This window comes from Clostridium sp. CM042 (assembly GCF_055080995.1).
The window spans coordinates 3709349-3736255 of the sequence record NZ_CM143646.1 but is presented as its reverse complement, the minus strand read 5'-3'; the positions used below and the strand labels follow the sequence as shown (position 1 = coordinate 3736255).

The window sequence follows — 26907 nt, the reverse complement described above, 5'->3', positions numbered from 1 at the left end:
AGCTGAAATGTCGTTAAAAGTTTATTTTCTTTCTCCTCATGCCTATATTAAGCACAAGTCCTAGTGAAATAAAACTTGTTAAAAGCGAGCTTCCCCCATAACTCACAAATAGGAGAGTTATTCCCGTAGTAGGCATAAGCCCCAGGGTCATCCCAATGTTTTGCATTATTGAAAATAATAAATTCGAAATAACTCCCACACATATTACAGCTCCAAAAACATCTTTAGACTCTTTTGCAATTTTTATTAATCTATATATAAGAATACCATATAATAATAGTAATATTAATGCACCAATAAGTCCCCATTCTTCAGCTAAAACTGCAAAAATAAAATCTGTATGATTTTCTGGAACCGAATTAAATTGCACTCCTTTTCCGAAGCCACGTCCTAGAATTCCTCCTGAGCCTATTGCAAGTTTTGATTGAATAAGCTGATGTCCATACCCTTGTGCAAATTTCTCAGGATGCAAGAAAGTTGTGAGTCTTCCCTTCCAATACTCTGCCATAATTGGCGAATTCCATAAACCTACTATCAACAGCACAATTGAAGTTATTCCTCCAATTATCACTTTCTTATCTAATCCTATACAATAAAATATCCCTAGTACTATAAAAAAAGTAACCATAACCATTCCCATATCCGGTTGAATAACTATTAAGATTGTTGGCACTGCTGCATAAAATATTAACTGAAACAAATTCCTAGGATCGTTAATTTCCCCACCCATTTCTTCTAATTTCTTAGCTAGCATTATTATCATACCGAGTGTAGCAAATTCTGAAGGTTGTATCGAGATACTGCCTATATTTATCCAAGACCTTGCACCATTTGTAACGGTCCCAAAAAGATCACCAATTATTAGCAATATAACGACTGCCCAATATATTATCACAGCGTAATTTTCTATTAACATATAATCAAATACTAAAATAAAATACACTACAATAAGACTTAATATCGTCGACACAATTTGCTTTTTGACGAAAAAGTCCCCAACACCCTTATTAGTAGCGCTATAAATATTTATACATCCAAAAATCACAATACAAATTGCTACTATAATTACACTATAATCCAATTCTCTTAAAAGTTTTTTATTAAGTCTTAGGTTCTGTAAAATCTTCATGGTTTAACCTACCTCCATCTCAAATATGATTATATCATATTAATAAAAAAAAGCTATGCATAAGTTGTTAATTATACATAACTTTGTTACCTTATCTATTTATTTTTTTAATAGGTATATTAGCAATTAGTGCTGGTGAATTCCCTTCATATTCTTCCGTTGTTGTTAGTCTAACTTCAATTTCCCCAGTTTCTATTTCGGCGTATTTTGAAATTACCTTTAGTATGTCGGCCTTAATCATTTCTAGAAAATCAGGTGAAAAGTCCGCTCTATCATGTATTAAAATCAGCTTTAATCTATCACTTGCAATATCCTTTGAAAAAATTTTATTAGAAAACATTTTAAATAAATTCATTAATCCCCTACCCCCTATATCCCTTTAAATATCCTTTTTAGAGAAGCAAAGAATCCTCTCTCACTACATGATGAGCCATCCAGTGAAGCGTATGATACTTCCTCTCCCATTATTCGCCTTGCTATGTTTTTAAAAGCTAGGCCCGCCAAAGACTTTTCATCAAGAACGATTGGTTCCCCTTTATTTGTTGAAATAGTAACCTTCCTATCATCTGGAACAACTCCTATTAATTTAATGGCCAAACACTCTATAATATCATCTACAGATAACATGTCTCCATTTTTTGTCATTTCATAGTTCATTCTGTTTATTATAACCTCATGTCTATCTATACCCTTAGAATCTAATTTTCCTATTACCCTATCTGCATCCCTAACTGAAGTAAGTTCAGGATTAACCACTATAATAGCTCTATCAGCTCCTACTATAGCATTTTCAAATCCTTGTTCAATACCTGCAGGACAGTCTATAATAACGTAATCAAAATTCTCTTTTAACTCCTTTACTATTAAAAGCATATCTTTTATATCAATGTCATTCTTGTCTCTTGTTTGAGCTGTTGGTAACAAATATAAATTATTAAATCTTTTGTCTTTTATTAAGGCTTGCTTTAACCTGCATCTTTTTTCAATAACATCTACTAATGTAAATACTACTCTATTCTCAAGTCCCATTAAAACATCAAGGTTGCGAAGTCCTGTATCTCCATCAATAACTACTACTTTTTTGTCCATAGATGCAATAGCTGTTCCAATATTTGCTGTGGTAGTTGTTTTACCTACACCACCCTTACCCGAAGTTATAACTATAGATTCTCCCATGTGCATTACCTCCATTATATATATTTATTCGCTAAATACGGCTCTACAATAATATTGCCATTTTTAATTTTTGCCACCTCCGGATATAGAGGCTTAACTTCATCCTCAGGAGACCTCGTTACTATGTTTCCTATCTGGAGTATTTGAGGTTGCAACTTAACTGCTGCAATTATAGCTTTTTCATTACCATTTGTACCTGCATGCACAACTCCTCTTAAAGTACCAATCACAATTATATTTCCCGCCGCATATATTTCAGCTCCTGGGTTAACATCACCAACTATCACTACATTACCAGGATAATTTATACTTTGGCCACTTCTTATAGTTTTTCTCAAAAACTTAGTTTTCCCCTCATAAATGCCAGTAAACACTTTTCCTACAGAATCTTCTTGATCCTGAAAAATACAATCACTAATTAAAAATTCATCAAATAGTATTTCCTTTAATTTTATACTTTCCCTTTCATTTATGTATTTAAGTTCAGTAGTAATTTTCAAAGTACTGCCTTTGTAAAATTTTTTTCCTTGTGAAAGCTTATCAATTAAAGACTCTAGCATGTCATCAAAATCACTGAAATGATTCATATTTATAACTACATTTAATCCCTCTTTATTTCCCTTAATGATTATTTTATCTGTAACCATAATTTTAACCTCCTAGTTCCCCTCTGGTGTACGTAACATTTAAATAAATAATTGTTTTGCTCCATAATTGAACTTAAGTTATTATTTCAACATATTAACAGTAAATTCCTGCTTAATTTCAATATAAATATATTTTTTTATTTTTGCTCCATGCTTTTACAATTAAATAAACCCTAACAAACAAATTTGTCAGAGTTTATTTAAAGTTGTAATTTCCTTATAATTTAGTTTTTTTACTAATCGTGACCATTTCCAGTAGTAGTATGATTTAAATCTATATTACTAGTTTTCTCATCTGGATCAACCATAAATTTATATTTAGGATCTTTTTTAAGTAATTCAGCTTTAAAATACTGCTCATAAACTGCTTTTGCAACTGGCGCAACCCAGCCACCATGACCTCCATCAAAAACCACTGCGCAAACAGCTATTTCAGGTTTGTCATAGGGAGCAAATCCTATATAATATCCATAGGAAGTCCTTCCGAGAGCTGATTGTGTAACATCATTAAAAGTAGCCGAACCCGTTTTTCCTCCATTAGGTATAGAGAAACCTTTAAATACATTATATGCTGTACCTTGAGGATCAGTAGTAACTTCTAACATACCTTCTTTAATTAGTTTAATTGTATCATCACTTGTACCAGTTTTTTCCAATACCACAGGTTCAACTTTTTTAATTACATTTCCTTCTGGATCTAAAAATTTATCAACTAAATGCAATTCATATCTATTCCCACCATTTACCATGGTAGAGACATAATTAGCTAATTGCAGCGGTGTAAACGCATTAAACCCTTGCCCGATGGCTGCATTGTATGCATTAGAAGCAGTCTTAATTTGAGTATTAGAATCACGTATTTCTTGATTTATAATACGAGCCAAATAACTAATATCTTTATCTGTGTAATTATTACTTTTTAATGCTGGAGAATTTTCAATGAACTTCTTTACCATACTTATATCAATGGAACCTTCCTCTTTTTTCATTTCTGTCTTGATTAAAGCAAGAAACTTAACTTTGTTTTCATTTAATTTTTTAATTTCATCTATTTCCTTAGCACTGCCACTTTCATTTTGCGAAACTAAATCGAGAGGCTTTGCTCCGCTTTGTAGAGATTCTACCATAGTACTTCTATGCATATTAGCTACTATTTCTTTACTGGATTCATAATTGTATACCTGACCAAAGTTTTCTGGTATCTCTATACCTGTAGCAGGTGTTTTATCACTCTTTGGATCTATGCCAAGACCAAATTTCCATGCATATTTTGCTAGTAAGTCTAACCCAGTTTTATTTTCCCCAGCATTTGCATAAAGTCTATCGGCTACATCATAAAAGTAATAATTACAAGACTCTCTCATAGCCTTTCTTAAATCTACCATTCCATGTCCATAACCTTGCTCATTAAATAACCAGCAGGCTGCATTAACAGATGGGTACCGATGATTGTATGCCCCATTGCCCTTAGTATTTTCGCCACCATCTTTCACTGAATAATTCTCGTCTATAACACCTTCCTCTAGCCCTGCAATAGCTGTAAGTGGCTTGAAAACAGAGCCAGGTGGTATTAACGATTTAGTTGCATAATTGAAAGTTGATTTTGGGAAAATATCACTATTATCCTTCCTTATAGTAGTATTTCCTTCTATACCTTTATCTAGTGGAAACATATAATTAAGCAGTATTTTCTCTCTTTCTTCTTTAGATTTTGCCATGTCCGTATCCTTTAGCACACCTTGAATATTTACAAGCCCTCGTCTTCTAATATAATCTAGTCCCATTTCCTCTGTGACCGGGCCTAACAACTCATCATACTGAGCACTAGATAACCCCTCTGCAAACATATTAGGATCATACCCAGGTCTACTTGCCAGTGCTAATATCTTTCCCGTCTTAACGTCAATTACCACCGCAGCACCTCTGGTTGCATTTGTTGTATTTACACTTTGGCCTGGGTTAAGACCTTCATTTTGTAATTTAGTCATAACTGCATCTAAAGACTTCTCTGCAGCGTATTGCATATTTTTATCTATATTAAGTTGTACTGTTTGCCCAGGATAAGTTGCAATCTCACCTAAAGTATTAACTTTACGTCCTTGTTTATTAACTGTGATACTTTCTTGTCCTTTAGTTCCCTTTAAAACATCTTCAAAAGCTGATTCAATTCCTGAAGTACCTATAGAATCTGTACTTATATCATAACCTTTTTCTTCATACTTAGATGAATCCCAAGGATTTATCTTAGAAATATAACCTAGGAAAGCTGAACCTAGATCCTTATTAGGATAGACTCTAATGGGCTGAGTCATAACACTAATACCAGGAATCTCAGGTTGCATTTGTTCAAAAATAAATGCAACCTCCTTAGATAAATTGTTGGCGATAACTACCGGCTTATATCCAGAAAGGCTCTGAATTTTTATATTGTCCTTAACTACCATATACCGTCTGAGCTCTTCTTTGCTTTTAGAATCCTTGATTTTTTCCAGCTTATAATCCACTATCAGTTGATTATATACTTCTTCTGGCGTAATCTTTAAAAGCTCTTCATCAACTTTTTTGAGTTGATCATCAGTTAAGTCATCTTTCTTTTTACCCTTATAGAGTTTTTTAATAGCTGCCTCATCAAAACCTCTATCTTTTTTAAATCTAAGTTCCATCCACTCTTGAGATGTTTTATCTGAGGTTTTAAAGTCAAAGCTATACTCTGCATCTTTTTTATCCTCACCAGTCTTTACTTTAAGTGCAAACTCATCTACCTGAGTTTGCTTGTTATCATCAATAATTTTAAATACCTTATCAATAGTTGGCAAGAAATTTTCTTCACTCTCTTTTGTTTTAGTAAATGTCACTATATAACTTTGCTTACTTGTAGCAAGTTTCGCACCATTTCTATCAATTATCTCACCTCTTGGTGCTACTTTAGATATTATCTTATGATTTTGTTGATTTGCAGTTTCCATATACACCCGGCCATTGATTACCTGTATATTCACTAATCTTAAAGTAATAGCTGAAAAAATCAATATCATAATTACAATTAAAGCATTAAATCTAGAAAATTTATTGTTGTTTTTATTTTTCCTTCTCACTATTGCACCAACCTTTTAAAAATCATATAAATGTACTGCATCAAAATTTCCACTCTTTCTTCATATATTCCTTTTGAGAAAGTTTATATGTGAATTTATACATAAAAATAGATACTATTAGATTATATATTCCATGATATAATACTACTCCCATATGTGTATATTGCTTTATCAAAAACAATATAGAAAATACTATTATACCTTTTACTAAACTTAACACAAAAGTTGAAACTATTGGCAAAAATGATTTTTCAACAAATATATTTTTACCTATGTTTGCAGCTATAGCGCACATAAGCATATTGCTTAACATATTTATTCCGAATCCATTTAAGAAATAGATGTCCTGTAGTGCGCCAGTAAAAACTCCAATTATTACTGCGTCTTTTGGAGAACTAGCAATCGAATAACACAGTGCAAAAGTAAATATTAAACTTGGGTATGCACCGTTTATTTTAAGTAAAGGCATCAAAGTATTATCTAATATTAGAAATAGAATACATAAAAATACTACTGTTAATATTCTCTTCATACTACAACTCCTAATATTTTATTTCTCCTGTATCATTTTTTGGTACCACAATAAAAACTTCTTCAATTTTTGAAAAGTCAACATATGGCTCTATTATAGCACTTTTCATTACTTCACCTTTATCCTCATGAACACTTAGTACCTTTCCAATTCTAATTTCAGCTGGATATTTGCCAGCGAGACCAGATGTTACTATTATATCGTCTTTTTTTATACCCGAATCCACAGATAGATGCTGTATTTCGGCTAGTAATTTATTGTTTTCGTCTTTATAGCCTTTAACCATACCATTATTATCTCTTGTACTTTGAACAAGACCTGCCACTGCAATATTTTCATTAGATAAACATTGAACGGTGGCCCAATCATCACCAACAGATGTAACCTGACCTACGAGACCGTCTCCAGTCATAGCTATCATGTTTCTTTTTATGCCTTTATTTGTGCCTTTATTTATTATAAATCCATCTGAAAAACTATTTCCACTTAATCCTCTAATGTCAGCACCTACATAGTTGTATTCATCTCTTTGTTTTGAAAAATTAAGCATTTTTCTTAATCTTTCATTCTCTTTTATTGAAGTATCATATTCTAATGATTTAACTTGTAACTCGCTATTAGTTTTTAGAAGTTCTTCATTTTGCGCTTTAACCTTTGAGTAGTTTGTTATAAATTTAAAAGAACCCTTTATTTTATGAAACCCACCATAAAATATACCCTGCACTGAATTTATCGTTACACCCACACCATTCTCCACGAAAGATATTTTTTCTCGATTCGCACTATATCCTATTAAAGATAAAAATGTAACTGACAGTATTATAATAACTACTGCCAGTTTATTTTTTAAAAATCCCATATTTATCTTCTTTTACTCATGACGTCTATATTAACGAGAGCTTTTCCTGCTCCTATAGCAACACAATCAAGTGGATTTTCAGCTATGTGTACAGGCATATGCGTTTCGTGATTTATAAGTGTATCTATTCCTTTTAATAACGCGCCGCCTCCAGTTAACATAATTCCTTTTTCCATTATATCTGACGCAAGCTCTGGTGGGGTTTTTTCAAGGGTTGTTATTATTGCCTCAATTATTGCTTGAACTGGCTCACTAAGTGCTTCTCTTACTTCCTTTTGCGTTACTTCTATCACTTTTGGTAACCCTGTTATTAAATCTCTTCCTGTTATTTCCATACTCATTTCATCATCTTCTAGCTCATATACTGATCCAAGCTCCGTTTTAATATTTTCCGCAGTTCTCTCACCTATCATAAGGCTGTACTGTTTCTTAACAAAGGCTATTATTGATTGATCTAACTTATCCCCTGCCACTCTTAGAGACTTGCTTGTTACAATTCCACCTAATGAAATTATTGCCACTTCTGTAGTTCCGCCTCCAATATCCACTATCATACTTCCAGTTGGTTCATTTACAGGAAGTCCAGCTCCAATTGCTGCTGCCATTGGTTCTTCCATTAAATAAGCTTCTCTTGCACCTGCTCTTTTAGTTGCTTCCTCTATCGCTCTCTTTTCAACCTCAGTTACACCAGACGGAAATCCAACTACAATTCTTGGACTTGTAAGACCTTTTGAACTAATTTTATTTATAAAGTGTCTAAGCATTTTTTCAGTAATCTCAAAATCTGCAATTACTCCATCCTGCATAGGTCTAATGGCAACAATGTTACCTGGTGTTCTACCTATCATCTGTTTAGCTTCTTCACCAACTGCTAATACCTTATTAGTATTTATATTTATAGCTACAACAGAAGGTTCTCTTAGTACAATTCCTTTCCCCTTCAAGTAAACTAATGTATTCGCTGTTCCTAAATCTATTCCCATATCTCGAGATGTTCCAAATATTCCCATTATAATTTCTCCCTTCGTATCTAAAGTATTCCTTTTTCTTTTAAGCTCGTATAAGTTCCATTACCAATAATTATATGATCAAGCACTTCAATTCCTAGTAATTTACCACATTCTTTAAGTCTTATAGTAATGTTTATATCTTCCTTGCTAGGAGTTGGATCTCCAGACGGATGATTGTGACAAATAACCACGGAAGCACTACATTTTTTAATAGCTTCGTAAAAAACTTCTCTTGGATGAACTATTGAAGTGTTTAAATTACCAATTGAGATATCTTTTATGCTTATAATGACGTTCTTTGTATTTAGCATAACTAATTTAAGATATTCTTTTTTTAAATATCTCATTTCTTCCATAAGATATTCTGCAACATCTTTTGGGGAAGTAATTTTGTAATCTTCTCCTGATTTAAAGCTTCTAAATCTTTTTGAAATTTCTGTAAGTGCTAAAAGTTGTGTTGCTTTAGCATTTCCAACACCCTTTAAATTCATAAATTCCTCTGCACTTGAACTTAGAAGTCCATTTAGTCCGCCACACTCAGAAATTATTCTACCACAAAGACTTATAATATTTTCATTTTTTGATCCTATTCTAAGTATTATAGCTAATAACTCATCGTTGGATAAAGTTTCAGCACCGTATCTTAGCAATTTTTCCCTCGGTCTTTCATTTTGAGGCAAATCCATGATTTTGCACGTCATACCCATAAACAACTCCTTTATAGATTGACCCCCATCTCCCTTAACATAAAATATAATTTATTTACTGGTAGCCCCACCACACTATAGTAACATCCCTTTATTTCTTCAACAAATAGAGATGCTGATCCTTGTATTCCATAAGCTCCAGCTTTATCAAGTGACTCTCCCTTTTCTATGTAATTGTTTATTTCTATCAAAGATAATTTTGAAAATTTCACTTCCGTACAAACATACTCAGTACTAATCTCTTGAGTTTCGGTGTTTATTACTGCAATTCCTGTATATACCTCATGTGTATTATCACTTAAATCACTAATCATTTGAAAAGCTTGCTTGTTATTTTTAGGTTTACCAAGCACTTTGCCTTTGAAATAAACAATAGTATCACACCCTATTATAGCAGCTGGTTTTTTAACGCTACTACAAATAGCCATAGCCTTTCCTTTTGCTAAGGTCATAACGTAGTCCCCACAATTCCCAGAAAATAATATGTCACTCTCTTCAAAGTCACTTACTATTACCTTGAAATTACTAGTTATTTTTTTTAAAAGTTCCACCCTACGCAAAGATGCAGAAGCTAGAATAATATCCACTACATCACTCCTAATATTTTCTATATAATATTATTGCCAAAACAATGCCTATAATAGACATTATATTAATATTAAAATTTATACCGAAAGTTACTGCTAATACTTTAAAATCTATAAGCATTGGAGTATTCATTCCTATGGTGTATGTACTCTTTAAAAATTTGAGTGCGCTTACGTTATCTCCTAATAGCTCACCTATAACACTTCCAGAAATAGCTCCAATCAGTATAAAAAAAATAAAATACGGATTTCTTCTTTCTGCACTTTTCAAATTGTACCCCCCACTTTACTTATATCCTATACATTTTAACATTTAATAAATTCATACACAAGTGTAAAAATTTAATATTCAAAAAAAGTTTATAATTATAATTTATTAATTTGCAAAGATATCTACTAGTATTTAGATAAAAAAAATACAATTAGATTCAAATAATCTATTTGTATTTTAAAATTTTTATTTAATTTTACTTCTTTAATATTTTCTTTATAAATTTATAGATGTAGATATACCCTTCCTCTGTTTTTTCCTTTTTTAATTCCGCTGGCATTGCAGTTAAATATGATTTCATTTCAGTCATGGCACCATAATTCACACTTTTTTCATCTGCACCCTTTAAAGAACTTATCCATTTTTTTAATTCTACAGTTTTAATTGATTTAGTATCTTTTTCTGAAAGTTTATTTAATATTTTAAGGTCGGCACTTATCATTTCATTGGTTTGTGCACTTGTTGAATCCTTTCCACTCAGTTGAAAATTAATTTTAGTATAACTTATTTTTTTTGCATCAAGTTGTTTAATAATATTGCCAATCCCATCTTTAGGATAAACACCAAACAAAACTTTATATAATTTATCTTCTTCAATAATAAAAGGTGTACTAAACTCCATTAAACTTTTTTTCAAAATCAAAGCATTTTCCTTCGCGCTAAAAACGCCACATTGTATTGCTACATAATCTTTAATATTCGTTTGAGGAATCACCTTAGAAACATCTACGCTGTCTTTATTTACTTTACTCTCTTTTACTATATCCGTTTTAGTAGTTTTATCACCTGTACCCGTTTTTACGTTATTATTAGGTATTAACTTGGACAAAATCGTGCCCAAAGCAATGGCTACTATTAAAGTTAATGTAATTACCATCATGAAATTATTATTTTTCCTAGGTGTCTTATAATTATATCTAGTATATCTCACTTTATCATCCCCTAACTTAATAAATCTTTAAGCATCTTTTTTAAAATAACTACTTAAATCATCTCCTGCGGAGCTGAAATGTCATTAAGTTGTAGTCTATTTTTTTTAGATACCTTATTTAAAATACTATTATTTTAAAACTGATTTTAGAATGAAAAAAGAAATATATATGTTATGCACTTGTTTTAAATAGTCCTATACTAGATTTCTATAATTCAATAATAATAATAATAATAATATATATGCTATTTTATTATTATTGAATTATTTTTTTAAGAATTATTATATCCTTGTCTTCTCTATCTATCTCTAAAAAATTACTCGTTACCCTACTTTGCTCAAAGTTATTGCGTTCCCAAAATTCCACCATTGCATTATTATTAGCTGAAACAAAAGTATAGAAATTATACATCCCATAATTTTCATGTAAATGTTTAGAAAACTTATTAATAATTGTGTTTGATATATCAACATCATATAGTCTAATTTCTATTAAATAACACATAATCCATACTTCATTTGGATTTTTAAATTCTATTCTACCTTTTATAATACCTATAAGTTCACTACCACTTAACACTTTAAGAAAGTACTCCCCCTCGCTCACATAACACTCTAAATACCTTTCGTAAAATTCCTTAATATCATAATTTAATCTTGCCTTTCTATTAAAAGCTTGCTGTTTATTAATCCAATTTTTAATTTTCAAAATATCCTCTTTTTCTACATTCATAATGCTAACATCATCAAATTTAATATCTATATTAAACATAGTTACACCTCTTCAATTTACTCTTCTTTAACATTTAATGCCTCTTTAATAATTAAATTCTACGTTACTTTTAAATACCCTTCAAAAAAAATTATATTAATACAGCTATATTTTCATTTTCTTGGAAAATCATTGCAAATAAAATAACCCTATAAGTTTTTATAGGGTTATAAATGAATTTTGTTTTTCTTTATGTTAAATGATTACTATTTTTTATTCATCTCTGTACATAAGTGTTACTTTAACAATTCTTCTAACTATTTCTTTGGCTTCTAAATATGGTATCCCACACCTATTTAACCTCCTAAATATAGCAGGGTTATACCGCTCAATTCTTCTTACAATAGACTCAACATCATTGTATTTGGGATTAGGTTTGTCAAAGTGGGCTCTATCTTGATAATTATCCAGTTGCCTTAAAGATTCATTCCCCTGCTCATAATCGTTCATAGATATATCTCCATACATCATACCCTTTGGATTAACGCCATTCATGAACATGTCTTCATTAAATTGGTTCATTCCCATAAGCGAATTTATCCCCATATTAGGATTTACATCCTGCATATCACCCATTGGCATTCCCATGTTTGGGTTCATACCCATATTCGGCATCATATTCATTTGTCCATATCCGTACATCATGGGTTCTAGTGGAACCATTTCATAATCTTCCTTCATATCTATATCTTCAATATTTCCGTCCTCTAGTTTCATAATTGCCCTCCCTTTATAACTTAACACATTAACAATTTATGCTAGAGGCCGTGTTTTGATACTAATTTTATGACAATATGCAAAAAAAATAAAGAGGATGTAATTACACCCTCTTTAAAACACCTGCTTTTTATAGTGCCCGATTTTACAGCGCCTCTACTTTAATCCTCTTACAGGCTTTCTCATGTTACTATCACCATTTATAGTAACTGGATTATTTTCTTTATTTTTAAGTGGCTTCTCCTGTTTTTCATTAGAATTATTGTTTTTGTTTTTCATAAATAACACCTCTTTCAGATGTTAGTTTTTCCATATTTCTTTTAAAAATTCACTTTTCATATATTTTGATCTTTGCAATAAAAAAAAGAGAGGTATTTCTACCTCTCTTTTAAAGTAATATAAATTTTTGGTGCGACAGACGGGACTTGAACCCGTATGGTCTCCCACACGTCCCTTAAACGTGCGCGTCTGCCATTCCGCCACTATCGCAAATATTGTTTATTTAATATAAAGGATCAAATCTTATAGTCATATGTATTTTAAAACTTTTAACTACAATATTGATTATATATTAGTTTATTATAAATTGTCAATAGTTTTTTCCTGTTTTTACTGGATTTCATCACCATATAATTTTAAATAAATATTATAATTTGTCTTTACCTTTTTTACATATTTATCTGTTTCCCCGAAAGGTATCGCATTTAATGTTTTTCCATCGCTAGAGTATTCTTTATCCTTAAGCCATTTTTGTACATTTCCACGTCCACCATTGTAAGCTGCCAACACCAAGTCTATATTTCCATTAAATTCAGTGTTTAAATTATTAATATACCAACATCCCATAGCAATATTAATTTCGCTTTCATATAACTTTTCCACATCAAAATCTTTTAATTTCATATTTTCTGCAACCCACAATGCAGTATCAGGCATTATCTGCATAAGCCCATAGGCACCTTTTGGAGAAACAGCGTTTCCATCAAAATTACTTTCTGCCCTAATTACAGCTGCAACCAAACAAGGATCCACATTGTACCTTTGCGAATACTTAATTATTTGATTTCCATATTTTATTGGGTAAAAACTTTTAAAAATGCTTTTAATATTAATCACTATAATAACCAAAAAAATTAAGATTAAGATTTTTACAATTTTTTTAAATTTCATAACTTCACTTCTAACCTTTCTAACTGCGTAATAATCAATTCTAGTTGTAACTTTGTATTTTCAACGCTTCCACTATTATCAATAACAAAATCCGCAAATTTTTTCTTTTCATCTATTGGCATTTGAGCTCTTATTCTATCTCCTGTTTCATCTAAACTTAGATCATCTCGAATCATAACCCTTTGTACTTGAACATCTCTACCAACCCACACTAAAATAGTTACATCCATACTAGTATGAAAATTGTTTTCTATTAAAGTAGGTGCATCTAAAAAGCAAAATTGCCAATTATCTTTTTCGTACATTTTTATTCTGTCTTGTATTTCTTTTGTTATAAACGGCATCATTATACTTTCAAGTTTTTTTCTTCGAGTATCACTCTTAAATATATAGTTTCCAAACTCTTTCCTATTAAGATTACCTTCTTTGTCAAAAAACTCATACCCGAATTCACCTTTAATTCTACTCATCATCTCAGGGTATATTATAAAAACCTCTCTAGCTACAATGTCTGCATCAATAACGGGAAGACCCTTATCTCTTAGCATATTAGTCACTGTGCTCTTTCCACTACCGATTCCACCTGTTATTCCAACCTTTATCATTTTCAACTATTTTGCCTCATACCAAGTTTCTCCAATGCTTATTTCTACTTCTAGCGGAACTGAAAGTTCAACTACATTTTCCATCTGTTCCTTAACCAAATTCTCAACTTGCTTAAGCTCATCCTTATATACATTTAATATTAATTCATCGTGCACTTGAAGAATTAAAGTACTCTTTAACCCCTCCTGCTTTAATTTATCAAATACATTTACCATAGCAAGTTTAATAATATCTGCTGCACTTCCCTGTATCGGCGTATTCATAGCAAGTCTTTTGCCAAAGGACTTCACAATTTTGTTTGTTGAATTTATTTCATAGATAAACCTTCTTCTATTCATTATTGTAGTAACGCTATTATTCTTCTCCGCTTCAACCACTATATTCTCCATGTATTTTTTAACATTTGGATATCTTTCAAAATATGTTTCTATGTATGTTTTAGCTTCTTTTCTAGATATATTTAAGTCTTTTGCTAAGCTAAATTCTCCAATACCATATACTATTCCGAAATTTACAGCTTTTGCATTACTTCTCATAAGCGATGTAACTTCTTCTATCGGTACATTAAATACCTCTGAAGCAGTTTTGGTATGAATATCACAATGTTTAATGAAAGCCTCAATTAAATTTTCATCCTCCGCTATATGAGCTAATACCCTAAGCTCTATCTGTGAATAATCCGCAGATAAAATAACACACTGATCATTGTGCGGTATGAATACTTTTCTTATAGATCTACCCATTTCATGTCTTATAGGGATATTTTGCAAATTAGGTTCAGTACTTGATAGTCTTCCTGTTGTTGTAACTGTTTGTGTAAAATTTGAATGTATTCTACAATCTGTATCAATTACTGCTTGTAGCCCCTCTATATAAGTAGAAAAAATCTTTGTTAACTGTCTATACCTTGTAATTTCTGTGATAATAGGATGCTTATCTGCTAGTGCCTCTAAAACCTCAGCATTAGTCGAATATCCTGTTTTTGTTTTCTTTATAACAGGTAAATCTAGTTTTTCAAATAATATCTTTCCTAGTTGCTTTGGAGATTTAATATTAAATTCTTCTCCAGATAAAACAAAAATAGTGCTTTCCATTTCTTTTATATCTTGATCGAATTTTATGCCAAGTTCCGCTAATCTATCCTTGTCTATTGTAAATCCTTCTGCCTCCATATATGATATAGCTTCTGTTAATGGTTGCTCCACCTTATATAGAAGTTCTTCCATTTTGTACTCTTCAATCTTCTTTTCTAATATTTCATAAAGCCCTTTTAGTAGTGCTACTTTATTAATCTCTCTTTCATGACCCTCGCCTATAATACAGATTCTAAGAATTTTATCTATAAGAGTTTCCAGGCTATACTCCTTTTTAGCTGAATCAAGCAAATAAGCCCCAAGTTCTGTATCAAATTCTACTCCTTGTAACTTAATGCCCTTTTTATTAAGCGCGGTGTAAGCATTCTTTACGCCGTGACTTACCTTTTTAATATCATTACTCTCAAATATAGTTTTCAAATAACTTATAGTTTTTTCTTCATCTTCATTAAACAAATCAGTAACCACAATCAAATAGTTTTTTTCCTTATAATTAAGATATATGTTATTTACGCTAATTTTAGAAAACACATTAGCGTTTGCAATATCAAAAATTATATAAACTGTATCTTTAATTTCACTAATAACTTCCTTAAGCTTCGATAACTTATCTATTACCGTAAAATCCGCAGAAAATGTTTCTTCGATTGAATCCTCATCATCTGGTATTTTCCCTATTAAAGATTTAAATTGTAATTTGTAGAATAAATCTTTTACAGCCCGTACATCGTATTTTTCTTTTGATTTAATTGAACTTAATTCCATTTCCATAGGCACACATGTAATAATAGTAGCTAATTTTTTACTGAAAATAGCCTGTTCACTATAAGTAGTTAAATTTTCGACAAGTTTTTTGCCACTAATCTTATCAATATTCATAAGAAGATTTTCTATACTCTTATACTCTTTAATAAGCTTATAAGCAGTTTTTTCACCAATTCCTGGTACACCTGGAATATTATCAGAAGCGTCTCCCATTAGCCCTTTTACATCTATAAATTCTGTAGGCGTTACTCCAAGCTCTTCTATTATTCGATTTCTATCATATATTTCCTTTTGTGACATTCCTTTTTTATTTATTACAACTTTAACATTATCTGTGGCAAGCTGGAGTGCATCTCTGTCTCCTGTTATTATAAAAACTTCGAGTCCTTGTTTTTCTGCAAATACAGATAATGTTCCTATTAAATCATCTGCTTCAAAGCCATCTAATTCAAAAATATCTATAGCCATTTTCTCTAAAAGTTCCCTAACTAGAGAAAACTGACCGAGGAGCTCATCAGGCATTTTTTTTCTACCTGCCTTATAATCTTTATATTCTTCATGACGAAAAGTAGGCGCCTTCCTATCAAATGTTGTAACAATATAATCTGGCTCAAACTCTTCCTTCATCTTTAAAAGCATAGTTGTAAAACCATAAACTGCATTAGTGTATATGCCATCCGAATTTGTTAGCGCTGGTAATGCATAAAAAGCTCTATACATAAGACTATGGCCATCTAAAATTAATAGTCTTTCCTTAGACATTGTAAATCCCTTCTTTCTAGTGTGTTTATAACTTTATATATTGTGTTATGTTCTACATTATAATATACTTCATCAATAAAAACATCAACTTCCTCTGTAGTTTCATAAATAAAAAAAGAAAGGATAACAGAAACTTACTTTTGCATCTCATAAAATACTATACATTCATAGTATTCCCAATCTTTATAGAAAAATCAAATGTTCACATTATTTCATAACAAATCAACGCTTTAAATAAAATGAAGGCAGATACAAATGTACCTGCCTCCACAATTATTTTTTCTTATCGATAACGGTTACGTCGCAGGTCGCCTTATATCCTCCATCTAGTGAAGTAACCGTTACTTTAGCCTTTCCGGTAGATATTCCAATTACTGAAATAATCTTTCCATTCTTCTTAATAATTTTTATTATCGAACTGTCACATGTCCAAATTACATCCTTAATATCTGCATTTCCCGGTCCAACTAAAGCTGTTAATTTTTTATTTTTGCCTACTTTTATAGTTATATCCTTTTTATTTATTCTAACTTTATTAACAGACTTACTTGCAACAGCAACAGTACATTCTTCCTTATAACTTCCATCATCGGTTGTAGCACTTATTTTAGCTAACCCAATTTTATGTCCTGTAACCTTTCCATTATCATCAACTGACGCCACTAAAGCATTACTTGATTTCCATATTACTTTTTTATTTGTTGCATTACCGGGTAGTAAGGTTGCCTCTAAAGTTTCACTACTCTTAGGACTAATACTAAAATAAGCTTTTTCAAGTGATATTCCAGTCACAGGAACCTCTTGCTGTATTGATGATGCTGATATCTTCCAATTATTTGCTGTAGATGGTGTTATAGTCTTATTATCTTCAACATATTTCATCATTAAACTTCTAACCTGACCATCATCACCGAGAGCTTTAGCTGAATCATAAGTAACTAAAGATGTATCAACGCTACTTATTCCAGCAGCAGCCATGAATCCTCCGCCACCGTTGTATCTATAGTTGTTTATTGCAACTGTAAATACATCTGAATCCTTAACCAATCTTCCATTGACCTTTAAGTTCTTAATTCTGTTTCCAGCTACCATTTTTTTAGTAACTGAATCAATTGCTCCTGCTGGCTCTGTTAAGTCGATGTCATAACTTGCTCCGTACAATTGATCCAAATTATAATCTGCAATATTAAGATCTGCGTCCTTAACTATTGGATCTGTTGAACCTGATGTCCGTTTGTAGTATCTTACTGTATATTCCATCCAATCTTTTATTTGTTTTCCATTCATCTTAACTCCATAAAGAAAATTCTCGTATACATATACACCCATAATATCCTTAATAGTAATATCACCTTTTGGAATATATGATGATAAACTTAGTGGAGCTGCTATTGAGAGTTGTGTTCCAGCTGCACCAGCTTGAACTTTGTTTATTAACTCCATTATTTCAGTTGGTTCAGTAATTTGCTTCTTTCCTTTATATTCTCCAGTAGATTGTCCAAGTATTGTTGAAGTATATTCTAAAGTTTTAGCTTGATACGGTGCAATTAAAGCTGCTATATCAGGATCTTCAGCGATAGTGCCCATAGCTATGTTTTTAGTAGTTAATCTTGTAACAATTCCTGCAGCACTAACCGCTATATCAATTTGTGAAACGTTTTGTGCCCATTTACCAGGCTCCAATATTGGAACTACTTTTCCTTCTGAATTTTTTAAATTGAGGTCATTTAAAGTACTATGTGCATGTCCTGCAACTATAGCATCTATTCCACTTACTTGAGTAGCCAATGCCTTAGCTTGATTTTCTGGAATAATATCTGCTACTCCTTCTTCTCCAGTATGTGCAGCTACTATTATTACATCTGCTCCATCTGCCTTTACTATTGGAACCCATTTTTTAGCTTCGTCTACTAAATCCTTAAAATGTAATCCATCATAATGATCTGGATCCTCCCAACTAGATATAGTTTTTGTTGTAAGTCCAAGTACCGCTACGCTAATTGTTTTGCCATTAACTACAAAAGACTTCATAGTATATGGTTTAACAAAATTTATATTATCAGCTTTGTAAGTATTAGCAGATAACACGTCGATACCTTGAGCCTTCGCATCATCCTTAATTCTATTTAATACTTCAAGTCCATAATTAAATTCGTGGTTTCCTAGAGTCCAGCTGTCATATCCCATTGCTCCCATAACTGCTGACATTGGATAAGTTGTAGTTTTATCTATCATATTATAGTAATAAGCAAGTGGAGTTCCTTGAATAGTATCTCCATTATCTATTAACATAACATTTGGATTAGTTGCTCTTAAACCCTTAACATAAGTTGAAACCTTTGCAAGTCCCTGCCCTTTTGAAGGCGCTGCATTTGTTCCATAATCAAAGTTTAGAACATTTCCGTGTACATCTGAAGTTGCTACTACTGAAATAGTTGCTTCAGGATCTACAGCTTTTATTTGATTGACTATTCTATTCTTCATTACAACTGTCATCTTGCCCTTAGCTCTAACGTCAGCATTTAAAGCATCTCTTACATTTTCATGCGAATCTACTAAACTAGCTACTATCTCCGGTACTAAGAACCCTGTAAAGGTGTCCCCTCCAGTAGCAACAAAATCTGGTGCATTTACTTTTAGTGTGTCTGTATCCTTAACAACTGTGCCGTTGCTTTCTCTTATTATGCTAACTACTCTTTGACCTGGTATTTCTGGTGTTGTGATTGTCCCATTTGCATCTACTACAGCTGGTTTATACGATGGTTTCGAAGAATCATATACAAATTTAACTCCCGAAATTTGTATTCCTTTTCCATCATTTTGAACCGCTTGTTCAAAAATGAATTTCAGCTGTGCACCCGTCATGGTTGTAGTACAAATCGTATTATCAAATGGCATTATATTAAATATTGTTCCAACAGTTATATCGCCTACCGGAATTGGACTTAATCTAATCCCTCCGTTATTCACCATTCCCACCTCTGCTGGTGATGTTGAAAAATTCTTTACAACATCTGCCATCCAATTTCCAAGTTGAGATTCTCCATAAGGTGAGTCAGCTTGGCTTTTAGTTAAAGCATTGTCATTAGTTCCAATTACTTCATTAAATATTGGTATTAATGCCGTACTTGCATCATCAACAATTTTCTTACAATCTGGGTCTGTTGCTGATGTAGTTGTCACTGTAACTCCTTTCCAGTTTGAACCTTTAGGTGAGAAACCTACTATTTTATTTGTAGAATCTACAGTAATCTTTAAATTTATAAAACCTTTACCAGTAGCCGCTGCAATTAATGTAGGTACGTCCAAACCATCCGCATCTTTGTTTACAACATCACCAATACTATGTGTATGTCCACCAAATACCGCATCTACGCCATGTAATTTATTAACCATATTATTAAGTGATGAACCACCATCATGTACATCTGCTAATACTATATCAGCTAGATTTCCATCTCTGATTTCCTTTGCAACTGTATTAATTTCTGTAGCTGGATCCCTAAAATCAAAAGGGGCTACTAAAGCTGGCATAATTATACTTGGAGCTTCCTTAAGTATTGCTCCTATTACTGCTATTTTAACACCATCCTTAGTAATTATCTTATAAGGCTGATATGGTCTATTGCTTGTCCCTTTTTTATACATATTAGCACAAACAATATTGTAATTTGCACCAATCATAGTTTCAGTATTAATTATATCAAGTCCCCAATCAAATTCATGATTGCCTAAAGCTGTAACTTCCATTCCTATATTTGATAACACCTTTTGAACTGGAACTCCTCTTAGTACATTAGAGGTAGGTGTTCCTTGATATAGGTCTCCTCCACCAATGATAAGTGTTCTTCCAGGGTTTGCAGTTTTCACATCTTTAACTACTTTTGCTAATGCTGCTCCTACAGGTTTTGTATTAGTTGAATCCAAAAGTTGTCCATGAAAATCTGTAATTTCTACTATATCAAATGTTTTATTTGTAGCATCAACTGGAGCTATTTTTTTTACTAATGGAGAATTTACTTTTCCAATTCCTAGATTTAATACACTCGAATCTAAACTTGTCCCGGAAACGTTTACATTTGCTGATGTATCAATTCCAGCCGCCTCTACAATTTGAGTTCCAATAACACCGTTGAAATTAAATAATATTAATGCTAACGACAGTATCCAGCTAAGTATTCTTTTCTGTTTCTTTCTAAACAATGAAATCCCTCCTTATTTTGTTATTCTTGCCTCTAGAATTTTAAACAAAATTTAAAAAATAATGTTAATTACATATAACTTACTTTTAATTTTAGCATTAAGTGTCTATTAAAACAATATATTACTTCTATTATAAATAGTTTTATTTATGTAATTTATTTCAACATATTAATATTTAACATAAACCTCTATCCATTAAGATATAAAATTTATTAATAAAAATATACTATAACTATTGCATTAATTATAGATATATGTTAAAATTCATCTTGTCAGACATGCCGAAGTGGTGGAACTGGCAGACGCGCTGGACTCAAAATCCAGAGGTAGCAATACCGTGCGGGTTCGATTCCCGCCTTCGGCACCATAAGACTTTCAAGGATTTCTTGAAAGTCTTTTTTTATGCCCACTATCATCTTACTTTTAACACATTTTAGGCATGGTACAGGTGTAATACAAACGAATAGTTTATACTTTATTAAATTTTTATAAAAAAAACAAAAGACAGAACAAGAGCAATGGAAGTTGCTCTTGTTCTGTAGTATCTAAGACACATTCTCATTGAATGTACAGTGTACAATGTTAATATCCTTGTCGCTTGATGTCTTATTAGCGAATTCACATTCACATAAAGAAAATGAATCATTAAATATATAACTGATAAAATGCAATTTTCTATTAAAATTATTTTTAAAATTGCAGATAATGTACATTTCTAATCAGTAAAAATTTATGTACTAATTAAAAATAATGTGAATGCATTTAATATAAAAGGGTGAAGGATTAGGCATATCTTTACCCTTCACCCTTTTATATTAAATAATAATTTTTTTTGATTACTCCAACGCAATCATTGAAATCAAAAGTACTGACTCTTCAAGATTAATGAATATAAATCTATTGTAATCAATGCTATAATTAATTTATAAATATCATAAAATTGCAAAAAATAAATATAGACGTTAAGGAGAGCGATATTATGAAAAAATCTATATTAATAGGTACAGGAATTTTTATTTTAGGTTTTATAATAAGTGCATTATGCGGAGATTTTTGGGCAAGTGGAGACGTAGAACACTCTTATTTAAACAGTATTATTTTTTCAATACTCTATCTTTCTTCTGTTGTTGGAATTTCAACAACATTAATTTTAAAAGAAATTAAGATAACTCAAAAATAGATAAGGAAAAATTATAATTTTTATGCTTTTATATGTTTAATTCAATACATATTCAAAAAAAGCAAAAAATTTATACACAACATTCATATATGTCGTCGCAGGTAACCCCATATCATTAGATGTGGGTTTTACTATATTAAGTATACATTAATAATGTGAAAGTAACACAAATGTAATTGTGTTACTTTCACTTTGAGGCTATCGCCCATTGCTTAAAAATTTCGTTTTGAATGTAACATATCGTATTGACTTGTTACGTTCAATGTATTATAAAGAGTTAATTAATCCATTCCATAAAAAAAGAAGGTGTTAACCCTCTCTTATATTTCATATTCTTTTATGTGTCGATATAATGTGGCTCTGCTTATATTCAATAGCTTTGCAACTTCAACTCCTGTTACTTCTCTATTTTCCACTTACCATATTACTTCTTGAAGTCTTTAGGTAAACTTCTATTAGGTCTACCCAACTTAATGCCCTTGTCCTTAGCATTCTTTAGCCCTTCTATAACTCTACCCTGTATTTTTTCCCTCTCCTTGTCTGCTATATAAGATAAGAAGTTAATTAGCATATTGTTTATGGTATAGTCAAGTTTTTGTCTCTTATTAATTTGTGAATCGAAACTTTTTAAATCATTGGAAATCTGATTTCCTAAAAACTTCGAATTTCCAGGAAATTAACCATAGAATCATTCTTTACAGATCATATGATAAATATATCTCACCTCAGCGTAGTTTGGTAACGATTAAAATGCTCGCTATTACATTTATTGTATTTATATCTTATTTTTCGTTTAATTAGTGGTAATATCCTATTTGTACAAAAATAAAATATCTTATTCACTATAATATGTTTGTTATAAAATGAAGAACTAAGTTAGTATTCTTTAGGATTAGTTGCTACGCTAATCGATTAGTAACCAGAACAACGATTTTATAAGAAGTACCACCGAAGTGGCCAACAAGGAGAAAACGAATAGCCCTACGCCAATTTTTTATTATGAATATTGATGGTTAGAAGCAATTCTATACTATTATTATAATTTCCAGTTATCTTTATCATTTTGTAGTTAGTTGAAATACTGGAAATTCATTAAAAACTAAATACAAAATTAATTATTCGAGGAGGAAAACTATGATGAAAGATGTATTAGTATCACCACAAACAAAAGATTTAAATGTAATAACAAATGAAGGTATCAAATTTAAGCAAGCTAACAATGAGGGTTTATATTTAGGAGTGTTCGAAGACGTTAAAATTGCTATTTGCAAAGCAATATATGCACAAAAGGCGTTAACTATTTCTTATAATAAAGAAGATAGAGAACGGCTTATAAGAAGTAATCCAACGGAAACTGTTATATGCAATAGTATAGGTATGATAGCTGCCGGAAATTCTGTCGTGTTTAATGGACATCCAGGGGCAAAAAAATGTGTTGCGTTTGCTGTAGATATGATAAATAGAGCCATCAGCTTATGATGCCAATACTTCCAATTGTAAGAGTTAAAGATATTGATGAAGCTATAGAGTGTGCAAAAATAGCGGAACAAAACAAAAGACATAGTGCATATATATATTCAAAAAATATCGCTAATTTAAATAGATTTGAAAAAGAAATAGATACAACTATTTTTGTAAAGAATGCTAAATCCTTTGCTGGAGTAGGTTTTGGTGCAGAAGGATTTACAACTTTCACTATTGCTGGACCTACTGGTGAAGGAATAACCTCTGCAAGAAATTTTACAAAACAAAGGAGATGTGTGCTTGCAAACTAACTTTTTAATGGAGCCAGTGTATTTTAGCTGGAAGATTTAAAATCTATTTTTAAAGATGGGCAGATTGTAAATCACGGAACATAACTTCAAACTTTGGTTGCAAGTTATGTGCCAAAGGAAATATAGATTATGGATGTATAAAAATTTACCTTTCAAAATATAGTACTTGTAAAAAAATGTGTTGATAATAATAAATAAGAAAAGAGAGTGATCATTTTATGTTAGAAAGTGAAATATCTAACCAAATTACAACACCACTTACTGCTCCATCATTTCCTAGAGGTCCCTATAGATTTCATAACCGTGAATATCTTAATATAGTATACCGTACAAGTGCTGATGCCTTACTAAAAGTTGTACCGGAACCTTTATCTTTAGATTTAGATGAACCTTTAGTTAGATTTGAAATGATGTATATGCCGGATGTAAGTGGATTAGGTGCTTATACAGAATGTGGCCAGGTTATTCCTGTAAGTTTTAATGGTATAAAAGGTGACTATTTGCATATGATGTATTTAGATAATTATCCAGCTATTGCCGTTGGTAGAGAACTTAGTGCCTACCCTAAAAAACTTGGTTATCCAAAACTATTTGTTGATTCAGATACATTAGTTGGTACATTAGATTATGGAAAATTAAGAGTATTAACTGCTACGATGGGATATAAACACCAATCTTTAGATATAAATGAAGCACGCAATGAAATTTGCCGTCCTAATTTTATGCTAAAAATTGTACCTAATTATGATGGAACTCAAAGAATTTGCGAGCTCATATCTACACAAATTACGGAGATTACTATACATGAGGCATGGACTGGTACTGCAAGATTACAATTATTCGATCATGCTATGGCGCCATTTAATGACCTACCTGTAAAAGAAATAGTATCCTGTTCTCATCTTCTTACGAGCTTAACCCTTCCTACTCCTAAAGTTATATATGATTATCTAAAAAAATAGTTATGATAAATTACTGCATAAAAAAATATCACCAGCTGACAGGCGGTATTTTTTTGTATTTTTAAATAATAGATGATCAAAATATTAATTGTTGTTAATGCACACTATTTGCAATATATTTATTAACATTTGTTCTATAAATCAATCTTGGAGTATTAATTAAATCGAATTCTTAAAACGTTTACAGTTAAGCTAACCGCTATTAAACAGTAAATCACGTAGTACTGATCTTGTTAATATACCTGTTGGTTGCTCATAATTCAATCTTTTTAGTTCAGGAGCGGCCTCAAGTCTTTTTCTCCAGCTAGTTTTAGCTCGTGCCATTTTGACTAAATTTTTAATATTAGCTTGAGTTCCATTCTTAATTTTATAATTTATTAATATCTAAACCACCTCGCTCCTCTTTTTTATATTTCTATAGGAGATATTAGTATCATTTATTTGTGGAATGAATTTAAAAGAGTACCTTATAGAGCCTTTATCTAACTTTTATAATAAAATCATATCATGAAACCTGGCATTTTCTTGTAATATTATGTTTTAATTAATGATAACTATTTTGCAAATTTCGCTAATATTATTAAATGTAGACTCTTCTATCCTCATATTAATTATACAAAAAGTACCTATAGACTAGACAATTTTTTAAATGTTAAGTCTATAGGTATCAGTTTATAAGGTTTGATGCGCATTCTTTATTATTGGCTGCATATGATAATTTTCATATGCAAGTTACTTTAACCCTGATGACGTATGGTATGTATACTCATTAAGATTATTGAACATTATACATTCCTTTACTTTCCATATATTGAAATATAGCTTCTCCGTGTTTTTGTTCTTCCTTTTGTATATGATTTAATACATCACGAACTCTAGTGTCTCTAAACTCAAAAATTGTAGTATCGTAAGCTCCGGAAACATATTTTTCTGTCATTAATAAATCTGTACACATATCAGCATCAGATAAATTTACTCCACCTGATTGTGTATTATTCATATTGGTGGTCGAACCTTGATATCCCATAGTTTGCCCTGAGCTTTGATTTTGCGGCTGGTTCATTTGAGGAATTTTACCGTTTAATAATTGATTAATACTATCAAGATGTGTTCTTTCTACTTGCCCATTAGCATTAAATATTTGTTTCAATTGGGTATCTTTAGTTTGATTTGCATAATTCGTATACTTTTCTATACAAATTTGTTCGTGGCTTTTTTGATCCTCTAGTAACATTCTTTCTTTTTGTGATAACTGTATTTCCATAATATACACCTCCAATCTTATTTTGTGCCAATTTTGTTGTTTTATACATAAAATCACCACCCAATATTCCATAACATTATACAAATATGTTCTAAATTAGTCATATATATTGCAACTTCATCAAATTGGAATTAACAGGTTATGTATCAAGCCAATTAGTTGACTTTGTAAAATCTTATGAAGGCTTTTACGATCACTCTTATGATGATAGCACTGGTGTTATCACTATTGGATATGGAGCTATAAGAAAGGATAGAGTTGCTTTAGGTCGTTGTACTAAAGGGCAATCTACTGATTGCCTTATGGATGAAATAAATGCTATGACTGCTAAAGTTAAAGCTGATTTAGATAGTATAGGTGTTTCTTTAAAACAAAATCAATTTGATGCTCTATGTAGCTTTGCTTATAATTGTGGCACAGGAGCGTTATTCGGCTCTACACTTTATAATAGAGTATGTCAGGGTGTAAGAAATGAAAGTTTAAGGGAGAACTTTACAGTTTGGTGCAATGCTGGAGGTAAAAGAATGTAGGGGCTTGTAAATAGAAGAAATGAGGAATGTGATATGTTCCTTTATGGAGATTATTCGAGAAATCTATAATTCAAAAGATGTTCAGAGCAGCTTAATAAGTTGCTCTTTTTTTAATTACTTTAGATAAAAAGCGAGGAAAAACTTAGAGATGCAGTTAAATCTA

27 protein-coding genes, 2 tRNA genes and 1 pseudogene are annotated in these 26907 nt (G+C 31.3%); 6 read left to right on the top strand and 24 right to left on the bottom strand.

Translation table 11 applies throughout. From position 1 onward, the window contains the following. Positions 1 to 13 precede the first annotated feature (13 nt). The 20 genes from rodA to ACWJJ7_RS17670 all read right to left on the bottom strand — a co-directional run bounded on the left by rodA (position 14) and on the right by ACWJJ7_RS17670 (position 21033). Complete coding sequence (rodA, locus tag ACWJJ7_RS17765; RefSeq protein WP_462965039.1) at positions 14 to 1123, bottom strand: rod shape-determining protein RodA; 1110 nt, start codon at positions 1121 to 1123, stop codon at positions 14 to 16. Positions 1124 to 1220: 97 nt separating this feature from the next. After that, positions 1221 to 1484 (bottom strand): cell division topological specificity factor MinE, encoded by a 264-nt coding sequence (gene minE, locus ACWJJ7_RS17760; RefSeq protein ID WP_462963268.1) that lies wholly within the window; start codon positions 1482 to 1484, stop codon positions 1221 to 1223. 14 nt (positions 1485 to 1498) lie between these two features. Beyond that, positions 1499 to 2305 carry a septum site-determining protein MinD gene (gene minD / locus ACWJJ7_RS17755; protein ID WP_462963267.1) on the bottom strand — a complete coding sequence of 269 codons (807 nt, stop codon included), beginning with the start codon at positions 2303 to 2305 and terminating at the stop codon, positions 1499 to 1501. 14 nt (positions 2306 to 2319) lie between these two features. Next, positions 2320 to 2952 (bottom strand): septum site-determining protein MinC, encoded by a 633-nt coding sequence (minC, locus tag ACWJJ7_RS17750; protein WP_462963266.1) that lies wholly within the window; start codon positions 2950 to 2952, stop codon positions 2320 to 2322. 236 nt (positions 2953 to 3188) lie between these two features. Further along, entirely contained in the window at positions 3189 to 6047 is a 2859-nt protein-coding gene (locus ACWJJ7_RS17745) for a penicillin-binding transpeptidase domain-containing protein (RefSeq protein ID WP_462963265.1), read from the bottom strand. Between the two features lie 40 nt (positions 6048 to 6087). Continuing rightward, positions 6088 to 6579: a rod shape-determining protein MreD gene (mreD, locus tag ACWJJ7_RS17740; RefSeq protein WP_462963264.1), complete on the bottom strand. Its 492-nt coding sequence runs from the start codon at positions 6577 to 6579 to the stop codon at positions 6088 to 6090. 10 nt (positions 6580 to 6589) lie between these two features. Continuing rightward, positions 6590 to 7438: a rod shape-determining protein MreC gene (mreC, locus tag ACWJJ7_RS17735; RefSeq protein WP_462963263.1), complete on the bottom strand. Its 849-nt coding sequence runs from the start codon at positions 7436 to 7438 to the stop codon at positions 6590 to 6592. 2 nt (positions 7439 to 7440) lie between these two features. Next, the gene (locus tag ACWJJ7_RS17730) at positions 7441 to 8448 is read right to left on the bottom strand and encodes a rod shape-determining protein (RefSeq protein WP_462963262.1); all 1008 of its coding nucleotides are present in this window, start codon (positions 8446 to 8448) and stop codon (positions 7441 to 7443) included. 20 nt (positions 8449 to 8468) lie between these two features. After that, positions 8469 to 9155 carry a RadC family protein gene (gene radC / locus ACWJJ7_RS17725; protein ID WP_462963261.1) on the bottom strand — a complete coding sequence of 229 codons (687 nt, stop codon included), beginning with the start codon at positions 9153 to 9155 and terminating at the stop codon, positions 8469 to 8471. An 11-nt stretch (positions 9156 to 9166) separates the two neighbouring features. Next, positions 9167 to 9742, bottom strand: a complete 576-nt coding sequence (locus ACWJJ7_RS17720) for a Maf-like protein (protein ID WP_462963260.1) — start codon at positions 9740 to 9742, stop codon at positions 9167 to 9169. Positions 9743 to 9752: 10 nt separating this feature from the next. After that, the gene (locus tag ACWJJ7_RS17715; protein WP_462963259.1) at positions 9753 to 10013 is read right to left on the bottom strand and encodes a DUF4321 domain-containing protein; all 261 of its coding nucleotides are present in this window, start codon (positions 10011 to 10013) and stop codon (positions 9753 to 9755) included. A 196-nt stretch (positions 10014 to 10209) separates the two neighbouring features. Beyond that, on the bottom strand, positions 10210 to 10944 hold the full coding sequence (locus ACWJJ7_RS17710; protein ID WP_462963258.1) for an SPOR domain-containing protein: 735 nt from the start codon (positions 10942 to 10944) through the stop codon (positions 10210 to 10212). 256 nt (positions 10945 to 11200) lie between these two features. Then, positions 11201 to 11716, bottom strand: a complete 516-nt coding sequence (locus ACWJJ7_RS17705) for a GNAT family N-acetyltransferase (protein ID WP_462963257.1) — start codon at positions 11714 to 11716, stop codon at positions 11201 to 11203. Positions 11717 to 11929: 213 nt separating this feature from the next. Beyond that, positions 11930 to 12433, bottom strand: a complete 504-nt coding sequence (locus ACWJJ7_RS17700) for a hypothetical protein (protein ID WP_462963256.1) — start codon at positions 12431 to 12433, stop codon at positions 11930 to 11932. A gap of 156 nt (positions 12434 to 12589) precedes the next feature. Then, a complete protein-coding gene (locus ACWJJ7_RS17695; RefSeq protein ID WP_258280648.1) occupies positions 12590 to 12712 on the bottom strand; it encodes a hypothetical protein in 123 nt (40 codons plus the stop codon). Between the two features lie 128 nt (positions 12713 to 12840). Beyond that, a tRNA-Leu gene (locus ACWJJ7_RS17690) sits at positions 12841 to 12922 on the bottom strand. 120 nt (positions 12923 to 13042) lie between these two features. Next, positions 13043 to 13603 carry a lytic transglycosylase domain-containing protein gene (locus ACWJJ7_RS17685; RefSeq protein ID WP_462963255.1) on the bottom strand — a complete coding sequence of 187 codons (561 nt, stop codon included), beginning with the start codon at positions 13601 to 13603 and terminating at the stop codon, positions 13043 to 13045. Beyond that, positions 13600 to 14208, bottom strand: coding sequence for a dephospho-CoA kinase (gene coaE / locus ACWJJ7_RS17680; RefSeq protein ID WP_462965038.1), 609 nt, complete (start codon positions 14206 to 14208; stop codon positions 13600 to 13602). Before coaE ends, ACWJJ7_RS17685 begins: the two co-directional genes overlap by 4 nt. Positions 14209 to 14214: 6 nt before the next feature. Next, positions 14215 to 16830: a DNA polymerase I gene (gene polA / locus ACWJJ7_RS17675; RefSeq protein ID WP_462963254.1), complete on the bottom strand. Its 2616-nt coding sequence runs from the start codon at positions 16828 to 16830 to the stop codon at positions 14215 to 14217. Positions 16831 to 17103: 273 nt separating this feature from the next. Beyond that, positions 17104 to 21033 (bottom strand): 5'-nucleotidase C-terminal domain-containing protein, encoded by a 3930-nt coding sequence (locus tag ACWJJ7_RS17670; protein ID WP_462963253.1) that lies wholly within the window; start codon positions 21031 to 21033, stop codon positions 17104 to 17106. A gap of 280 nt (positions 21034 to 21313) precedes the next feature. Between ACWJJ7_RS17670 and ACWJJ7_RS17665 the strand changes: the two genes are divergently transcribed. Together ACWJJ7_RS17665 and ACWJJ7_RS17660 are read left to right on the top strand one after the other, a co-directional pair. Then, positions 21314 to 21400: transfer RNA gene (locus ACWJJ7_RS17665), tRNA-Leu, on the top strand. A 612-nt stretch (positions 21401 to 22012) separates the two neighbouring features. Beyond that, complete coding sequence (locus tag ACWJJ7_RS17660) at positions 22013 to 22213, top strand: hypothetical protein (protein ID WP_462963252.1); 201 nt, start codon at positions 22013 to 22015, stop codon at positions 22211 to 22213. 320 nt (positions 22214 to 22533) lie between these two features. Here ACWJJ7_RS17660 and ACWJJ7_RS17655 read toward each other — a convergent pair whose 3' ends face one another. Continuing rightward, positions 22534 to 22629, bottom strand: a complete 96-nt coding sequence (locus tag ACWJJ7_RS17655) for a helix-turn-helix domain-containing protein (RefSeq protein WP_462963251.1) — start codon at positions 22627 to 22629, stop codon at positions 22534 to 22536. Between the two features lie 8 nt (positions 22630 to 22637). Further along, on the bottom strand, positions 22638 to 22784 hold the full coding sequence (locus ACWJJ7_RS17650) for a hypothetical protein (RefSeq protein ID WP_462963250.1): 147 nt from the start codon (positions 22782 to 22784) through the stop codon (positions 22638 to 22640). Between the two features lie 563 nt (positions 22785 to 23347). On the opposite strand from ACWJJ7_RS17650, the gene ACWJJ7_RS17645 reads away from it, so the two are divergent. The 3 genes and pseudogenes from ACWJJ7_RS17645 to adc all read left to right on the top strand — a co-directional run bounded on the left by ACWJJ7_RS17645 (position 23348) and on the right by adc (position 24950). Continuing rightward, positions 23348 to 23692: a hypothetical protein gene (locus ACWJJ7_RS17645; RefSeq protein WP_462963249.1), complete on the top strand. Its 345-nt coding sequence runs from the start codon at positions 23348 to 23350 to the stop codon at positions 23690 to 23692. Then, positions 23683 to 23988, top strand: a pseudogene (locus ACWJJ7_RS17640) (aldehyde dehydrogenase EutE); the annotation flags it as partial. The gene ACWJJ7_RS17645 and the pseudogene ACWJJ7_RS17640, both read left to right, overlap by 10 nt. Before the next feature lie 218 nt (positions 23989 to 24206). Next, on the top strand, positions 24207 to 24950 hold the full coding sequence (gene adc, locus ACWJJ7_RS17635) for an acetoacetate decarboxylase (RefSeq protein ID WP_462963248.1): 744 nt from the start codon (positions 24207 to 24209) through the stop codon (positions 24948 to 24950). 192 nt (positions 24951 to 25142) lie between these two features. Here adc and ACWJJ7_RS17630 read toward each other — a convergent pair whose 3' ends face one another. Further along, on the bottom strand, positions 25143 to 25274 hold the full coding sequence (locus ACWJJ7_RS17630; RefSeq protein ID WP_462963247.1) for a hypothetical protein: 132 nt from the start codon (positions 25272 to 25274) through the stop codon (positions 25143 to 25145). Between the two features lie 451 nt (positions 25275 to 25725). After that, entirely contained in the window at positions 25726 to 26214 is a 489-nt protein-coding gene (locus tag ACWJJ7_RS17625; protein ID WP_462963246.1) for a spore coat protein, read from the bottom strand. 125 nt (positions 26215 to 26339) lie between these two features. Between ACWJJ7_RS17625 and ACWJJ7_RS17620 the strand changes: the two genes are divergently transcribed. Then, positions 26340 to 26744 carry a lysozyme gene (locus ACWJJ7_RS17620; RefSeq protein ID WP_462963245.1) on the top strand — a complete coding sequence of 135 codons (405 nt, stop codon included), beginning with the start codon at positions 26340 to 26342 and terminating at the stop codon, positions 26742 to 26744. The last annotated feature ends 163 nt before the right edge of the window (positions 26745 to 26907 follow it).

Excerpts from the sequence above, each read along its gene's own strand:
- minE (WP_462963268.1), bottom strand. The coding sequence starts at position 1,484 with ATGAATTTATTTAAAATGTTTTCTAATAAAATTTTTTCAAAGGATATT.
- minD (WP_462963267.1), bottom strand. The coding sequence starts at position 2,305 with ATGGGAGAATCTATAGTTATAACTTCGGGTAAGGGTGGTGTAGGTAAA.
- minC (WP_462963266.1), bottom strand. The coding sequence starts at position 2,952 with ATGGTTACAGATAAAATAATCATTAAGGGAAATAAAGAGGGATTAAAT.
- mreD (WP_462963264.1), bottom strand. The coding sequence starts at position 6,579 with ATGAAGAGAATATTAACAGTAGTATTTTTATGTATTCTATTTCTAATA.
- mreC (WP_462963263.1), bottom strand. The coding sequence starts at position 7,438 with ATGGGATTTTTAAAAAATAAACTGGCAGTAGTTATTATAATACTGTCA.
- ACWJJ7_RS17730 (WP_462963262.1), bottom strand. The coding sequence starts at position 8,448 with ATGGGAATATTTGGAACATCTCGAGATATGGGAATAGATTTAGGAACA.
- radC (WP_462963261.1), bottom strand. The coding sequence starts at position 9,155 with ATGGGTATGACGTGCAAAATCATGGATTTGCCTCAAAATGAAAGACCG.
- ACWJJ7_RS17705 (WP_462963257.1), bottom strand. The coding sequence starts at position 11,716 with ATGTTTAATATAGATATTAAATTTGATGATGTTAGCATTATGAATGTA.
- ACWJJ7_RS17700 (WP_462963256.1), bottom strand. The coding sequence starts at position 12,433 with ATGAAACTAGAGGACGGAAATATTGAAGATATAGATATGAAGGAAGAT.
- ACWJJ7_RS17695 (WP_258280648.1), bottom strand. The coding sequence starts at position 12,712 with ATGAAAAACAAAAACAATAATTCTAATGAAAAACAGGAGAAGCCACTT.
- ACWJJ7_RS17685 (WP_462963255.1), bottom strand. The coding sequence starts at position 13,603 with ATGAAATTTAAAAAAATTGTAAAAATCTTAATCTTAATTTTTTTGGTT.
- coaE (WP_462965038.1), bottom strand. The coding sequence starts at position 14,208 with ATGATAAAGGTTGGAATAACAGGTGGAATCGGTAGTGGAAAGAGCACA.
- polA (WP_462963254.1), bottom strand. The coding sequence starts at position 16,830 with ATGTCTAAGGAAAGACTATTAATTTTAGATGGCCATAGTCTTATGTAT.
- ACWJJ7_RS17660 (WP_462963252.1), top strand. The coding sequence starts at position 22,013 with ATGAAAAAATCTATATTAATAGGTACAGGAATTTTTATTTTAGGTTTT.
- ACWJJ7_RS17650 (WP_462963250.1), bottom strand. The coding sequence starts at position 22,784 with ATGCTAATTAACTTCTTATCTTATATAGCAGACAAGGAGAGGGAAAAA.
- ACWJJ7_RS17645 (WP_462963249.1), top strand. The coding sequence starts at position 23,348 with ATGATGAAAGATGTATTAGTATCACCACAAACAAAAGATTTAAATGTA.
- adc (WP_462963248.1), top strand. The coding sequence starts at position 24,207 with ATGTTAGAAAGTGAAATATCTAACCAAATTACAACACCACTTACTGCT.
- ACWJJ7_RS17630 (WP_462963247.1), bottom strand. The coding sequence starts at position 25,274 with ATGGCACGAGCTAAAACTAGCTGGAGAAAAAGACTTGAGGCCGCTCCT.
- ACWJJ7_RS17625 (WP_462963246.1), bottom strand. The coding sequence starts at position 26,214 with ATGGAAATACAGTTATCACAAAAAGAAAGAATGTTACTAGAGGATCAA.